Below are 13,831 nucleotides of genomic sequence, written 5' to 3'. Positions count from 1 at the left end.
TATTTTAGTTTGTAAAAATCACTCGTTTTTAAGGGCAATCAAAACGCCCTCGATCATTTTTTTAATATCTCCATCAAGTATGCTATCAACCTGAGAAAAGGCTTCGTTTGAGCGGTTGTCTTTTATTTGCTGGTAAGGGAAAAGCACATAAGAGCGGATTTGATGTCCCCAGCCGATTTCGCTTTTTTCGCTTGAATTATTTGCCTCTTGTTGCTTCATAAGCTCAAGCTCGTAAAGGCGGGATTTTAGCATTTTAAAGGCGGTGGCTTTGTTTTTGTGCTGGGATCTGTCATTTTGACACTGCACGACTATGCCGCTTGGATTGTGCGTTATACGAACGGCGGATTCTGTTTTGTTGATGTGCTGTCCGCCTGCACCACTTGCGCGGTAATAATCAATGCGAATGTCCTTTTCCTCGATCTCGATTTCAATATCATCATCAAGCTCAGGGCTTACCATAACGCTTGAAAAGCTTGTGTGCCTGCGTCCCGCACTATCAAAAGGGCTTGTGCGAACGAGGCGGTGAATGCCATTTTCAGCCTTTAAATACCCATAAGCATTTTCGCCCTTAACCAAAAAGCTCACATCTTTAAGCCCCGCTTCATCGCCTTCTTGAAAGTCCAAGGTCTCCACCTTAAAGCCCTCACGCTCGCAAAATCTAAGATACATTCTATAAAGCATGCTCGCCCAGTCATTGCTTTCAGTTCCACCAGCTCCTGGGTGAATGCTAACGATAGCATTTTTGCTGTCATTTTCCCCACTTAAAAGCATAGAAATTTCAAGGCTTGTAATGCTGTCCTCAAGGCTGTTTGCGTCATTAAAGATAGCTTCAAGCGTGGCGGTGTCATTTTCTGCATTAGCTAGGTCAAAAAGCTCGCTTGCGTCGTTAATGGCATTAAAAGCGTTTTCGTAGTTTTTAAGTAAATTTGTGATTTTTGTTTTTTCCTTGCCTATAATGCCGGCATTTTTTACATCGCTCCAAAAACTTGGGTCATTTTCAAGAGCCTCGATCTCCTTTAGCCTTGCCTTGATATTTTCAGGCTTGATGATGGAAGCAATGTTACTTACTTTATTTTTTAAAGTCTTTAAAAGCTCGGTGTATTCGTAATTGTCCATAAAATTTTCCTTAAATAAAGGCGTAATTTTAGCAAATTTTGACTTAAATTTAAAAATTAAAGCTCAAATTAAAATCACATAGATTTATAATTTATGATTGACCCTCTAGCCATTTTACAATTTCATCTGAAATATTTAAACCGCTCAGAGTTTCAATCCAAAGCCACTGTCCAAAACAATTTGCTTCCAAAAAAATCCATTCATTTTTTGGAGTAACGATAAAATCTAAAGCAGCATATTTTAACCCCATTTCATTCATTAATAAATTTACCTTTTGGATAATATCATTTGGAGCTTGTATTTTTTCATATGGAGTGTGTGCCAAATCATATCTTCTATAATCCACATTTGAAATTAAAGAATTTTGAGAGCTGATCTTGCAGGCTAAATGCAAACCATCAATATAAGTATAACGCACTTCATAAGCTTTTTGAGTATATAGATCAAATTTTATTCTTTGCTTTGGAAGGATTAAAATCACAAAGCAGAAATTTAAACTTCCAAATCCAAGCTTTTCACAAGATCAGGAAAAAGTCTCCTTACGGCAAGCTTTTCATCAGCACTTAAACTTTCAAAGCCTTGTGTTAGTAGCTTACTTTTTAGCTCTGCTGTTTCGTCTTCTTCTAAATTTTTTAATTCATCATTAATTTTTTCTTGCATAAGAGCATTGATCTTAGCTTTTTGCTCTTCATACCATTTCAAAAACTCCTCAGGTTTAAACTCGCTCATTTTTTCATTGAAATAATTTTTTACAAAAAGATGAAAATTATTTTTTGTATCTAAATTTTGATGGATAATATCCTCATAAGTGATGATTCCGTCTAAATTTTTATCCAGCTTTATACTCGTATCAAGGGCTAAATTTAAACTTTCTTGGATAAAAATCTTGCGAGTTTTTTCATCTATTAAGTGGGTATATTTACTTAATTTATCATAAGAATTTACCCCTCCATAAGTTTGCATAAAAAGTTGATCATAACAAAGCAAGGTTTTTGAGGGTTTAAAGGCTGTTTTGAGATTTAAGCTTTCTTGCTCATCTATAAATGAATCTTTGTTTGCATCAGCTGCTAAATATCCTCTATTAAAAGCGATTTCATTATGCCAAGCTTTGAGGAAATTTAAACTTGAGCCATGAGCTATGAAAGAGCCATCTTTTCTTTCATATAAACCTTGAAAATTACTATCAAGTAAATACACAGAAAAAGCGCTAAGCTTAACGCTTTTTTCCTCGTCTAAATAAATTGTCAAAAAGCCTTTTTCTTTGTTATCAAGCTCGTTTTGAGAGCTTGAATTTAAAGCAAGTTTGTTTTGGCTGAGCTTTTCATCAAGGCTTTCAAGCTCTTTTTGGGTTAAATTTCCTCCCTTAACAAAGCCTGTGCGATAAACAGCTGCTTGAAGCAAAGCCTTATCATTTATAAGCTTTGAATAAGGAGAATAAGAAAGAGGTCCTATCATCAATAACCCAAACAAGCAAGATATTTTAAGCGATTATGCCCATACATTCTTTTGCAGTATTCAAAGCGGTTGTAGTAGTTGTTTTGATCAGCATATCCTGGTCTGTAAGATCTATCTACGGATAAACTAGGATTTGTTGGTCTATAAGGGCGTCTTGCTTCAAGCAAACTTATAAGAAAGGTTGATAAAAGAGTGAGTAAAATAATTTTTTTCAATATGATTTCTCCTTGAAATGTTAAATTTACTCAGATAAAATCGGTATTTTTATAAAAAATTTAAACCCATATTTTAATAAAAATAAGATTTCAAATTTAAGCCAAATTTGATATAATCTTGCTTTATTTTTATCTAAAGAGAGCCAAATGCCAAAACTTTATTTACAATCTTTGGGCTGTAACAAAAACCTTGTGGATAGCGAGATCATGCTAGGGCGTCTTAGCAACTACGCTTTAACGCAAGATCCAAACAAGGCTGATGTTTTGATCGTCAATACCTGTGGCTTCATCAAAAGTGCTAAAGAAGAAAGTATAAATGCTATTTTAGAGCTTCACGAAAGCCGTAAAAAAGGCTCTTTGCTCGTGGTAACTGGCTGTTTGATGCAAAGATATCGCGAGGAGCTGATGAAAGAGCTTCCGGAGGTTGATATTTTCAGCGGAACAGGGGATTTTGAAAAGATAGATGAGCTTATCTTAAAAAAACAAAATCTTTTCTCAAATTCAACTTACCTGCAAGGCGAAAATACCGCTCGCATTATCACAGGCTCAAACTCTCACGCCTTTATAAAAATCGCTGAGGGTTGCAATCAAAACTGCTCATTTTGTGCTATCCCAAGCTTTAAAGGTAGGCTTAAATCACGAAGCATAAAAAGCATAGTAAATGAGGTTCAAAGCCTTGTAAAAAGAGGTTTTAAAGACTTTTCTTTCATCGCTCAAGATACAAGTTCGTATCTTTTTGATGAGGGCAAAAAAGATGGGCTTATAAGTTTGATTGATGAGATCGAAAAGATAGAGGGCATAAAGGCTGCGCGCATACTTTATCTTTATCCAACTACGGCAAGTTTTAAGCTCATAGAACGCATTATAAAATCAAATATTTTTGTGAATTACTTTGATATGCCCTTGCAACATATCAGCGATAAAATGCTTAAGATCATGAAGCGAGGGGCTGATTCTTCGCATTTAAAAGAGCTTTTAAATTTGATGAGAAAAGCAGAGCAAAGCTTTTTAAGAACGGGTTTTATCGTAGGACACCCGGGAGAAAATGAGGAGGATTTTAAAGAACTTTGCGAGTTTATCAAGGAATTTGACTTTGATAGGATCAGCATTTTTGGCTACTCCAAAGAAGAAGATACCAAGGCTTTTGATATGTCTCAAATTCCAAGCAAAATCATCAACCAACGCCTTAAAATCATCGAAAAAATCGTCGAACAAAAACTAGATGAAAACTTTGAAAAAGAAGTGCAAAAGATAAGAAAAGTAATATGCACAGGCACTTCAAGCGAGGGAGAATTTTTTGTGGCGGGCAAGGATTTGCGTTGGACGCATGAAATTGACGGGGAAATTCTTATAAATGAAAGCTTGTGTGGAAAGCTTGAAAGTGGCTTGATTTATGAGTGTAAAATCACGCAAAGTGTTGATAAAAAGCTCATTGCAACGGCTTTAAGAAAAATAGATGATTAACATTAATGCCGAGGTTTTAAAAGAGCTTAAAAAGGGCAAAAATCTGCTTGCTTTTTCTTATGGTAGCGATTCTACCGCACTTTTTTATCTTTTAACGAGGCTTGATATTGCTTTTGATTTGGCTATGATTAATTACAAAATGCGTTTAAATGCCGATACTGAAGAACTTGAAGCCAAAAAACTTGCCCTTAAATTTAAGAAAAAAATTTTTAGCACACAAGCACCCTTTTTTCAAAACAATTTTGAAAGCAATGCGCGTGCGTTTAGATATGATTTTTTTGAGCAAATTTGCGTCCAAAAAGGCTATGAAAACTTGATCTTAGCACATCAGCTTAATGATCAATTTGAGTGGTTTTTGATGCAATTTAGCAAGGGTGCTGGGCTTTTGGAGCTTTTGGGAATGAAAGAGCTTGAAAAAAGAAAATCCTACACTCTTTTAAGACCCTTGCTTTACACGCCAAAGAGCGAAATTTACGCCTTTTTAAAGCAAAATAAAATTCATTTTTTTGAAGATGAGAGCAATGCTGATGAGAAATTTAAGCGGAATTTTTTTAGAAAGCATTTTGCAAACGAGTTTTTAGAGCATTTTTCAAGTGGAGCGAAGAAAAGTTTTGAGTATTTAAATGAGGATTTAAAAGCACTTTTAGATGAGAATTTAAGCGAGTTTGAGGGGATTTTAAAATGTGCTTTAAATGCTAGCATTATCGCAAAGGCTTTTAAGCAAAAAGGAATTTTGCTTTCTTTTAAACAAAGAAAGCAAATGATGAAAAAAGACTGCGTAATGAGTGGTAAAATCGCACTTTGCTTTTATGAGGGAAAGGCTTTTGTTTTTGAGTTTTTAAAAAATGAAAAAATGCCCAAAAAATTTAAAGAAGAGTGTAGAAAAGCCAAAATTCCGCCCTTTTTAAGAAGCTTTTTGTTTGAAAAAGGGCTTAAGATAGCTGATTTTGTGCAGTTTGCAAGGGTTTAAGATCAAGAACTTTTTGATAAAAAAGATGAGTAAGGAAAATCACATAAAAAACTTGCAAAAACAGCCCAAAAAATGGCACTGATGAGAGCAAATAAAAGCAAAGCGTTGCAAATTTAAACTCTAAGGGCGTAGTTTTTAAATAAAAGTGTTCAAATTCTGCTTTGTTAAGCACGCTACTTGCCACATCTAAGATCAAAAGCTTATGAAAAAGATAGTAAATCACCACATAATAAATAAACAAATTCACAAAAGGCACAAGCAAAAGCACGCTAGCACAAGCAAAAAAGAAAATAAATTTACAAAATATCCAAAGCATTTTTTGTAAGGCTTTAAAAAAGCTTACTTCCCCTCTAAGCTCGTGGTGATAGTATTTGGCGTTGATTTCTTTTGAAATTAAGGGGGTTAAAAAAGAAACGATGAAAATCGCCAAAAAAACCGAGGCAAAAACCACGATAAAAGAAGCAGATAAAAAACTTAAAATCACAAGCAAAATTTGCACGAAAGCAAAGCTATAAATCCACGCTAAAACTCCGCTTTGATCACTGCTTGCAAACAAGCTATCAAAATAATCAAGCAAAAAATGAAAGCCAAAAAAAGCTAAAATCGCAAGCAAAATAAAGCTTAAAAACAAAGGCAAAAAGGCAAATTTAAGAAATTTTTTCGTAAAAAAATCCCTAAGTGCGAGGCTTAAAACTTCTTTCATTTTGCGTTTTTATAGGCTTTTTCTAAGCTTTGATAAATGGCGTCATACTCAAGCTCGTTTTCTAAAATTTCGCTTAAAACTTCGTTATCTTCTTTGCCATTCCACACTTTTTTATATGAGCCATCTTTATAGCCGTGATTTTGCCTAAAGGCATTAAGCACATTTTTACCGATATAAGTTTTATAAAGGGTTTCAAGATTTAAGCCACATTTAATAGCAAGGATAAAATACGCCGATAAAAGCTCTCCAAGATCAAAGCCAAAGCCACTGCACTTATGAATGATAAGCTCTATATCATTTAAAACGCCGTAAATATCTTCATCATTTGGCTTACTTGTCTCTTTACAAAAATCATTAAAAGAACCCACGCTAATGACTTCTTTAGCGATAAATTCTTTATCTGGGTTTTTCCTTTTATATTCTTCTAAAAGTAAGCTTAAGATAAAATGCCAGATATCGACGATTTCAATACGCACATTTTGCCAATTCGTAGGGTTTTTTATGCTCTTCCAATGCTTCCATGCAAAAGAGTCCATAAGCTCAGCACATTCCATATAAATGCACCTTCTAAAGCTGATGAGCTTGCCTTCTTTCGTGTAGCCATCTTCCCAGCCAACGCCGTTGGTTTCGTCATTAAGCCTTTGTTGAAGCTCGAGCATACTTTGAACAATTTGTGCATAAGTCATGTTTGATCCTCGTTTTAAAATTTAAACACAATTATAAAATATCAAACATAAAAATCGAATTGATTTTCGCCTTTTTGCGAATTTTTTTCCTCAAGCTCTTTCTTTTGTGCCTCAAGTTTTTCTTGAATTTGCTTTAAAACCTCTTCAAAAAGCTTTTTAGTATCTTCAAGTAAATTTACATTCTCGCTTTGAATGCCACCTTGGTGTTGTTTTAGGGTGTTGTCCATTAAATTAACAAGATTATTTAGGGTTGCATTTTGCTTGTTTTCATCTTCGCTACTTGGCAAAAGATTTGCAATTTGCATAGCATTTTGGATAAAATCCTTTGGTTTTAGCTCGCCAACCTTGCTATTTTGCATAAATTCGTTTAAGATAGGCTCTATTTCTTTCATGGCATTTTTGATCTCGCTCACATCATCTTCAGTGAGCTTAGAGCCTTGAAAAGAAAAACTAAAGCCATATTCATGTCTTAGACTTAAACTTTTTGAGTTTTCATCTTGACTAGCTGAGGCACTTTTGTTATCAAACATGGAAAGAGATAAACTTTTTCCGGTACTTGTGGTATAAGAAAAACCGAAATTTTGATTTTTACTTGCTTCAACTTGCATTTTTTATCCTTGATTTAAGAAGATAAAACTCATATCGGTATTTTTATAAAAAAATGAATACTAAAGATTTATAAAAAAACTCCGAATTTAGCAAAGTAAAATATAAGTAAAAAAAATTTATAATTATTAATTTTAATGTGCTTAAATTCACGCCAAAGGAACAACTTGAGGATAAGATATAGATGAATGCCTATCAAGCTATGTTTAATGTTGTTTATGCCCTTTTTTTTCGAGAGTTGAAAACTCGTTTTGGTAAAAACAGAAGGCTTGGTTATTTTTGGGTTATTGGCGAACCTATGGGGCAAATTTTAGTGATCTTAAGCGTTGTTACGATGATAAGGCAGTATAGACATTTTCCCATGCCAGAGGGGATATCTATCTTCATGTTTTTAGCTACAGGGATTATCCCTTATTTTATGTTTCGAAGCACAGTTACTCAAATGCTTGGTGGAATCAGCGGAAATTTAGGGCTTTTTACTTATAAACCGGTAAAACCCATACATGTTTTTATCGCAAGAACCTTAGTTGAGAGCTTTATTTATTTTTTTATTTTTGTTTTAACAATGATTTTAGTTGGTTGGATTTTTCATCTTAGTGTCTTACCCTATCACTTTTTAGAAGTTTATGGAGCTTTTTTAGTTTTAGTATTTTCAGGCTTTGCTTTAGGACTTTGCCTTACTATACTTAATCACTTCATTGAGCCTTTAAAATCTATCCTGCCTTATTTTGTTGTGTTGATTTATGTTAGTTCAGCTATCATTTATCCAAGCTGGATTGTTCCTGATTCTTTATTTGAATACTTACTTTACAATCCTTGGCTTCATATAACAGAAACCATTAAAATGAACTATTTTGAACATTATCCTGCAAGAGAGGGTGTAAATATACTTTATCCTATCATCGTAAGTCTTATACTGCTTCTTGTTGGGCTTTGGGTGTATTATTATAAAAGACAAGAGTTATCGGCGGCAAGACCATGATAAGACTTGATAATATCACTAAATTTTACCAGCTTAACAATGGCACGAAGCATTATGTTTTCAAGGATTTTACCTTTGAATTTCCTGATAATTGCAGCATTGGACTTATGGGTAAAAATGGGGCTGGAAAATCAACTTTGATGAATATGCTAAGTGGGGCTGAAGTGCCAAATCGTGGAAAAATCATCACAAATGTCCGCATCTCTTGGCCACTTGGCTTAGGAGGAGGCTTTCAAAATGCTTTAACAGCAAGAGAAAATGTTGCCTTTGTTGCTAGGGTTTATGGCTTTAGAGGGCAAAAACTCAAAGAAAAGATCAAATTTGTAGAAGATTTTGCAGAAATTGGTAAATTTTTTGATGAACCTATAGGCACTTATAGTTCTGGTATGCGTTCAAGGATAGGCTTTGGACTGAGCATGGCTTTTGACTTTGATTATTACTTGATCGATGAAGCTGGAGCGGTGGGCGATCCTGCCTTTGCTAAAAAAAGTAGAAAACTTTACGAAGAAAGGCTTTCAAGCTCAAAAGTGATCATGGTTTCTCATAATATCCAAGAAATCAAACAATGGTGCGATAAAATCGTCCTACTTGATAATGGAAATATCCATGTTTATGATGATGTTGATGAGGGTATAGCTGTGTATCAAGGAAAGCTTAAATGAAAAGACTTCCTCATTTTAACCGAAAAGAAGTTGTGCAAAACTTTAGAAATTTAAAAAAGGGTGGAGCAACCACTTTTCAAACCATAAAACAAACTAGCCTTGCTCAAAAACTTAAAGAACTTTTCATGCTAGGAAGCTTTAAGGCTGTGATTTTTTTTATGATTTTGGTTGTGATTTATTATACTTTCATCGCAGCTGATCGTTTTGTCAGTGAAACAGCTGTTACGGTTAAATCAAGCGAACAAAGTTCAGGTATAGCAATTTCCGGGCTTGGCTCTTTACTTGGTGGTTCAAGTTTAAGCTCAAATGATGATGTAAATTATCTTAGAACCTATATTTTATCTCCTGATATGCTCAGGGTTTTAGAAAAAGAGATTAATATTCGTCAAATTTATGAGGCACAAAAGCTCGATTTTTTCTTTTCTCTAAGCCCTAGTGCTAATGAAGATAAATTTGTGAGGTATTACAAAGACCGCATCAAAATCACAGAAGATAATGCTCTTTTAAATATACAAGTAGAAGGATTTACGCCTGAGCAAGCAAGGCTTATAGCAGGTGCTATACTTAAAGAAAGTGAAAGATTTATCAACGAACTTTCTCATAAAAGTGCAAGAGAGGATCTAAACTTTGCCGAAAGCGAGCTTATCAAATATAAAGAAAAATACCAAGAAGCTTCAAATAAACTTATCGTCTTTCAAAATGAACATGGGGTCTTTGATCCCTCACAAGAAGCAAAGGGCAGAAGCAGTTTTTTAACCGAAATGGAAAGTAAAATAGCCACAAAAGAAGCAGAACTTTTAGCCATGCAAAGCTATATCCAAGATAACGCCCCTCAATTAAGTATCTTAAAAGCTGAGATCAAAGCTTTAAAAGCCCAACTTGAAAAAGAAAAGGCTCAAATCATATCTTTAAACGAACAAACGCAAAAATTAAACAATCTCGCTGCTGATTTTGAAAGCCTCAAAATCGAAGTAGGCTTTGCTCAAAGTGCGTATGAAGCAGCCCTTAAGGCTTATGAAACAACAAGGATTGAGACGATAAGAAAGATCAAACACTTAGTCATCGTGCAAGCTCCAACCTTGCCACAAAGTGCTGAGTATCCTAAGAAAATTTATAATATCATCACTATCTTTGTAGTCTTAAGCCTTGTATTTGGGGTTTTAAAACTTATTAGAACGATCATAGAGGAGCATAAATACTGATGAAAAAAATCCTTTTAATAAGCATTATAAGCATGCTAAATGTCTTAGCAGTTGATGTCTCGCAGATTGCAGGAACACAAGCAGCACAAGCAAGCCTTTATGATGAAAATAGCTCCTTAGCTCAACCAAGCACTCAAACAAATCAAGATCCTCAAACACAAGTCATCAACCAAGCACCTAAAGTCTTTGGCTCTCATTTGTTTGGTGGGAAATTTATCGCAACAACGCAACATCTTTATAATCCTGATTATAAAATTGCTGTTGGCGATCAAATCAGCCTTAAAATTTGGGGTGCGATTGAATTTGAAAGAAATTTAGTCGTGGATTCTCAAGGAAATATCTTTATCCCTCAAGTTGGAGCGATAAGGGTTTTGGGCGTAAAAAATAGCGAGCTTTTAAGCGTGATCAAAGCAAGTGTAAGCAAGGTTTATAAAAGCAATGTTTTTGTTTATGCAGATATGAATGCTTATCAAAATGTTAGTGTTTTTGTAACCGGGAATGTGAATAATCCCGGACTTTATCAAGGACTAAGCTCTGATTCTATAATCCAATACATCGATAAGGCAGGTGGGATAAATTTAGACTATGGAAGCTTTAGAAATATACAAATTTTAAGGGATAATAAGCTTATTAACACCATTGATTTATATGATTTTTTATTGCGTGGGCAGATGTATTTATTTCCTTTTAGAAGTGGAGATGTGATCTTAGTTTCAAATTTAAAGCATTATGCTCTAGCAAGTGGCGAGGTGCAAAAGCCTTTTAGATTTGAACTTAAAGATGATATCAAAACACTTTTTGATCTTGCAAATATCGCAGGCATGAAGCCCACTACAACAAGTGCTATCATAAGAACTTATGGGGACAATCACGAGCTTCACATCAAGGCTGTAAATAAAAAAGACTTTGCTAACACGGCTCTTAATAGTGGCGATGAGATAGAGTTTCGTCCTGATTTTAACTCCCAAAGTATTAGCGTGAAGATAGAGGGCGAACATGGTGGTTTGCACTCTTTTGTAGTAAGAAAAGGCACGAGCTTAGAAGAAGTTGTTAAACTCATCAAGCCAAATAGCCAATCAGACATGAACTCGGTGCAGGTTTTTAGAAAAAGTGTAGCAAGAACACAAAAAAAACTCATAGAAGCTCAGCTCAAAGAGCTTGAAACACTAGCTCTAACAGCTCCTTCAGCAAATTCAGAAGGCGCTGCTATGAGGGTAAATCAAGCAAGAAATATTCTTGAGTTTATCCAAAGAGCAAAAGAGGTTGAGCCAAAGGGTCAAATCGTTATCGAAAATCCAAATGCCTATAAATCAGTCATCTTAGAAGATGAAGATGTGATCAATATCCCAAACAAAAACAATCTCATCTTAGTTCAGGGCGAAGTTTCACTCCCAGGAGCCTTCGTTCATGCTCAAGGTAAGGGGCTTAAATACTATATCAATCTAGCAGGAGATTTTAGCGATAGGGCTGATTTGTCAAAAATTCTTGTCATCAGGACAAGCGGAAAGGCTGAAAGATACTCGAGCCGCTTTTTTAGCTCAGCCATACAGATAAAACCCGGTGATTCTATCCTTGTTTTACCAAAGGTAGATAGTCAAAACCTACAAATCATAGGAATGCTCACTCAAATCGTCTATCAAATCGCCATTGCAACAAATGTCGTATTAAATATCAATAAATAATGGAGAAATGCACAATGGATAAGATCAAAATCGCCAAAGAAGTCATGCAAATAGAAGCTGACAGCATTATAAATTTACAAAATTTACTTGATGAAAATTTCAATAAGGCTATTGATTTGATCTTGCATGCAAAGGGGCGTTGTGTGATCACAGGTATGGGTAAATCAGGACATATTGCCGCTAAGATAGCAGCAACTTTGGCAAGTACAGGCACGCCAAGCTTTTTTATGCATCCGGGCGAGGCTTTACACGGCGATCTTGGCATGCTAACAACTGATGATGTGGTAATAGCAATTTCCAACTCAGGCGAAACAGAAGAAGTGCTTAAAATCATACCAGCTATCAAAAAAAGAAAAATTCCTCTCATAACAATGAGCGGAAACGCTCGCTCAACCCTAGCAAAACAAGGAATTTGTTTTTTAAATATCTCAGTTGAACAAGAAGCTTGCCCCTTGCAACTAGCACCCACCTCATCAACCACAGCAACGCTTGTTATGGGTGATGCTATAGCTGTTGTTTTGATGAGAGCAAGAAATTTCAAGCCTGATGACTTTGCTTTGTTTCACCCAGGTGGTAGTTTAGGCAGAAAACTTCTTACTAAGGTTAAAGATCTTATGGTAAAAAAGCTTCCTATCGTGCATTTGGATACAAATTTCAACGAGCTTGTTGATGTGATGACAAGTGGAAAACTTGGACTTTGTATAGTGGTTGAAAATGATGAGCTTGTAGGTATTATCACTGATGGGGATTTGCGTAGATCTTTAAAAGCGAGTGAAAAACCAAGATTTGATTTTAAAGCAAAAGAAATCATGAGCAAAAACCCTAAAACAATCGACGCTGAAGCCATGGCAACAGAGGCTGAAGAGCTTATGTTAAGGCATAAAATAAAAGAAATCGTTGTCAAGGATCAAGGCAAAATCGCAGGCATAATACAACTTTATGATATAGGTAGGATTTAAAGGCTTTATGAAACTTTCCATTATCATTCCCTTTGGAACGAGCTTACAAAGGGCTTTCATCAAAGAAAGAGTGGAAGAAAAGGCGAATTTCTATACAAGTGATACAAATGTGGAATTCATATTTGTAGAGGGCTTTTCATCTTTAAAACACCCAGAACTCAAAGAACTGATCCTAAAACAAGGACATATCTATCTTAAAGATGAGGCTCAAGAACTTTCTTGTGCTTTCTCACAAGGTGAGTGTCGAAATTTAGGAGCAAGGCATGCAAGGGCTGAAGCTATCATGTTTTTAGATGTGGATTGTTATCTTTCTTTGTTTTCTTTGCAAAGGCTTTTGCAGTTTATCCAAACAAAACAAATCGCAGAAAATGAAAACAAATTTTTAATGCTTCCTTGTCTTTATTTAAGCAAAGAAGGAAGCACTTTACTTAAAAAAAATGATGAAAAAACATGGGATAGCCTAGCTCAAAATGACTTGATGAGTAAGGAAAAAAGATTTATTCAAAATTTCGCTCTTGCCTCATCTTTGATCGTTTATAACAAGCAAATCTTTTTAAAACTTAAGGGCTTTAGTGATAAATTTATAGGGCATGGTTATGAAGACTTTGAGTTTTTGCTTAGATTTTTAAGGCAAAGCTCTTATTTTGAAGCCTTGCCAAAGGATCTAAGTTATGATAGCAGGACTTGGGATTTTAGCGAATTTAAAGGCTTTAGGGCTTTGTTTTCCTTGCTTGGATATGAGGGAGCTTTTTATGGGATCTATGCTCTTCATTTTTGGCATGAAAATCCAAATCAAAACGGCTATCTTGATCACAAAGAAAAAAATCATCAAATTTTTTATGAACAAATCAAAGAATTTGAAGCCTTTTGCAAAAAACAAGGTCCGGATAAAAGCAAAAATCAAATCAGCCTAAACTCCCTAGCCTACACAGCTTATAAATTTGAACTTGGACATTTCAAAGGCTTACGCTTAAGCCTTTTAAGCCCCTTCATCACAAAGCTTTCTCATACTAAATTTTATAGGCTTTTTAAAAAACTTAAAAAAGATCCAAAAAACTTTTTTAAGGAAAGTAAAAATCCTCTTTTAAAAATATTTTTTAAAGAAAATAAGGCTTAAAAATGTTTTTTT

15 protein-coding genes are annotated in these 13,831 nt (G+C 34.9%); 8 read left to right on the top strand and 7 right to left on the bottom strand.

Annotated features, from left to right (window positions below):
• Positions 1 to 18: 18 nt before the first annotated feature.
• The 4 genes from prfB to DMB92_RS00060 form a co-directional block, all read right to left on the bottom strand.
• A complete protein-coding gene (prfB, locus tag DMB92_RS00075) occupies positions 19 to 1,116 on the bottom strand; it encodes a peptide chain release factor 2 (RefSeq protein ID WP_142681005.1) in 1,098 nt (365 codons plus the stop codon).
• A gap of 91 nt (positions 1,117 to 1,207) precedes the next feature.
• On the bottom strand, positions 1,208 to 1,534 hold the full coding sequence (locus tag DMB92_RS00070; protein ID WP_142681004.1) for a hypothetical protein: 327 nt from the start codon (positions 1,532 to 1,534) through the stop codon (positions 1,208 to 1,210).
• A 74-nt stretch (positions 1,535 to 1,608) separates the two neighbouring features.
• Complete coding sequence (locus DMB92_RS00065; protein WP_142681003.1) at positions 1,609 to 2,571, bottom strand: hypothetical protein; 963 nt, start codon at positions 2,569 to 2,571, stop codon at positions 1,609 to 1,611.
• On the bottom strand, positions 2,571 to 2,786 hold the full coding sequence (locus tag DMB92_RS00060; RefSeq protein WP_142681002.1) for a hypothetical protein: 216 nt from the start codon (positions 2,784 to 2,786) through the stop codon (positions 2,571 to 2,573). The genes DMB92_RS00065 and DMB92_RS00060 overlap by 1 nt, the downstream gene beginning before the upstream one ends.
• Positions 2,787 to 2,933: 147 nt before the next feature.
• Here DMB92_RS00060 and rimO point away from each other — a divergent pair, with 147 nt between their 5' ends.
• Positions 2,934 to 4,250, top strand: a complete 1,317-nt coding sequence (gene rimO, locus DMB92_RS00055) for a 30S ribosomal protein S12 methylthiotransferase RimO (protein WP_142681001.1) — start codon at positions 2,934 to 2,936, stop codon at positions 4,248 to 4,250.
• Entirely contained in the window at positions 4,246 to 5,220 is a 975-nt protein-coding gene (gene tilS, locus DMB92_RS00050; RefSeq protein WP_142681337.1) for a tRNA lysidine(34) synthetase TilS, read from the top strand. Before rimO ends, tilS begins: the two co-directional genes overlap by 5 nt.
• Here the strand turns inward: tilS and DMB92_RS00045 are convergent.
• The 3 genes from DMB92_RS00045 to DMB92_RS00035 are packed head-to-tail and all read right to left on the bottom strand — an operon-like array spanning position 5,183 to position 7,217.
• Positions 5,183 to 5,923, bottom strand: a complete 741-nt coding sequence (locus DMB92_RS00045) for an EI24 domain-containing protein (RefSeq protein ID WP_142681000.1) — start codon at positions 5,921 to 5,923, stop codon at positions 5,183 to 5,185. The genes tilS and DMB92_RS00045 overlap by 38 nt on opposite strands.
• Positions 5,920 to 6,609: a dUTP diphosphatase gene (locus DMB92_RS00040; protein WP_142680999.1), complete on the bottom strand. Its 690-nt coding sequence runs from the start codon at positions 6,607 to 6,609 to the stop codon at positions 5,920 to 5,922. The genes DMB92_RS00045 and DMB92_RS00040 overlap by 4 nt, the downstream gene beginning before the upstream one ends.
• A gap of 41 nt (positions 6,610 to 6,650) precedes the next feature.
• Positions 6,651 to 7,217, bottom strand: coding sequence for an ATP-binding protein (locus DMB92_RS00035; protein ID WP_142680998.1), 567 nt, complete (start codon positions 7,215 to 7,217; stop codon positions 6,651 to 6,653).
• Positions 7,218 to 7,417: 200 nt separating this feature from the next.
• On the opposite strand from DMB92_RS00035, the gene DMB92_RS00030 reads away from it, so the two are divergent.
• The 6 genes from DMB92_RS00030 (at position 7,418) to DMB92_RS00005 (ending at position 13,819) form a co-directional block, all read left to right on the top strand.
• Positions 7,418 to 8,197 carry an ABC transporter permease gene (locus tag DMB92_RS00030; RefSeq protein WP_142681336.1) on the top strand — a complete coding sequence of 260 codons (780 nt, stop codon included), beginning with the start codon at positions 7,418 to 7,420 and terminating at the stop codon, positions 8,195 to 8,197.
• Positions 8,194 to 8,859, top strand: a complete 666-nt coding sequence (locus DMB92_RS00025) for an ABC transporter ATP-binding protein (protein WP_142680997.1) — start codon at positions 8,194 to 8,196, stop codon at positions 8,857 to 8,859. The genes DMB92_RS00030 and DMB92_RS00025 overlap by 4 nt, the downstream gene beginning before the upstream one ends.
• A 125-nt stretch (positions 8,860 to 8,984) precedes the next feature.
• The gene (locus tag DMB92_RS00020; protein ID WP_185900147.1) at positions 8,985 to 10,061 is read left to right on the top strand and encodes a capsule biosynthesis protein; all 1,077 of its coding nucleotides are present in this window, start codon (positions 8,985 to 8,987) and stop codon (positions 10,059 to 10,061) included.
• A complete protein-coding gene (locus tag DMB92_RS00015) occupies positions 10,061 to 11,743 on the top strand; it encodes a polysaccharide biosynthesis/export family protein (protein ID WP_142680995.1) in 1,683 nt (560 codons plus the stop codon). The genes DMB92_RS00020 and DMB92_RS00015 overlap by 1 nt, the downstream gene beginning before the upstream one ends.
• Positions 11,744 to 11,757: 14 nt before the next feature.
• The gene (locus DMB92_RS00010) at positions 11,758 to 12,702 is read left to right on the top strand and encodes an SIS domain-containing protein (RefSeq protein ID WP_142680994.1); all 945 of its coding nucleotides are present in this window, start codon (positions 11,758 to 11,760) and stop codon (positions 12,700 to 12,702) included.
• Positions 12,703 to 12,709: 7 nt separating this feature from the next.
• Positions 12,710 to 13,819, top strand: a complete 1,110-nt coding sequence (locus DMB92_RS00005) for a galactosyltransferase-related protein (RefSeq protein ID WP_142680993.1) — start codon at positions 12,710 to 12,712, stop codon at positions 13,817 to 13,819.
• Positions 13,820 to 13,831 lie beyond the last annotated feature (12 nt).

This window comes from Campylobacter sp. MIT 99-7217, assembly GCF_006864365.1.
Lineage (GTDB): Bacteria > Campylobacterota > Campylobacteria > Campylobacterales > Campylobacteraceae > Campylobacter_D.
Note: the sequence above shows the minus strand (reverse complement) of the source record. Positions and strands in the feature narration are given on the sequence as shown.

Excerpts from the sequence above, each read along its gene's own strand:
- prfB (WP_142681005.1), bottom strand. The coding sequence starts at position 1,116 with ATGGACAATTACGAATACACCGAGCTTTTAAAGACTTTAAAAAATAAA.
- DMB92_RS00065 (WP_142681003.1), bottom strand. The coding sequence starts at position 2,571 with ATGATAGGACCTCTTTCTTATTCTCCTTATTCAAAGCTTATAAATGAT.
- rimO (WP_142681001.1), top strand. The coding sequence starts at position 2,934 with ATGCCAAAACTTTATTTACAATCTTTGGGCTGTAACAAAAACCTTGTG.
- DMB92_RS00045 (WP_142681000.1), bottom strand. The coding sequence starts at position 5,923 with ATGAAAGAAGTTTTAAGCCTCGCACTTAGGGATTTTTTTACGAAAAAA.
- DMB92_RS00040 (WP_142680999.1), bottom strand. The coding sequence starts at position 6,609 with ATGACTTATGCACAAATTGTTCAAAGTATGCTCGAGCTTCAACAAAGG.
- DMB92_RS00035 (WP_142680998.1), bottom strand. The coding sequence starts at position 7,217 with ATGCAAGTTGAAGCAAGTAAAAATCAAAATTTCGGTTTTTCTTATACC.
- DMB92_RS00030 (WP_142681336.1), top strand. The coding sequence starts at position 7,418 with ATGTTTAATGTTGTTTATGCCCTTTTTTTTCGAGAGTTGAAAACTCGT.
- DMB92_RS00025 (WP_142680997.1), top strand. The coding sequence starts at position 8,194 with ATGATAAGACTTGATAATATCACTAAATTTTACCAGCTTAACAATGGC.
- DMB92_RS00020 (WP_185900147.1), top strand. The coding sequence starts at position 8,985 with ATGCTAGGAAGCTTTAAGGCTGTGATTTTTTTTATGATTTTGGTTGTG.
- DMB92_RS00015 (WP_142680995.1), top strand. The coding sequence starts at position 10,061 with ATGAAAAAAATCCTTTTAATAAGCATTATAAGCATGCTAAATGTCTTA.
- DMB92_RS00010 (WP_142680994.1), top strand. The coding sequence starts at position 11,758 with ATGGATAAGATCAAAATCGCCAAAGAAGTCATGCAAATAGAAGCTGAC.
- DMB92_RS00005 (WP_142680993.1), top strand. The coding sequence starts at position 12,710 with ATGAAACTTTCCATTATCATTCCCTTTGGAACGAGCTTACAAAGGGCT.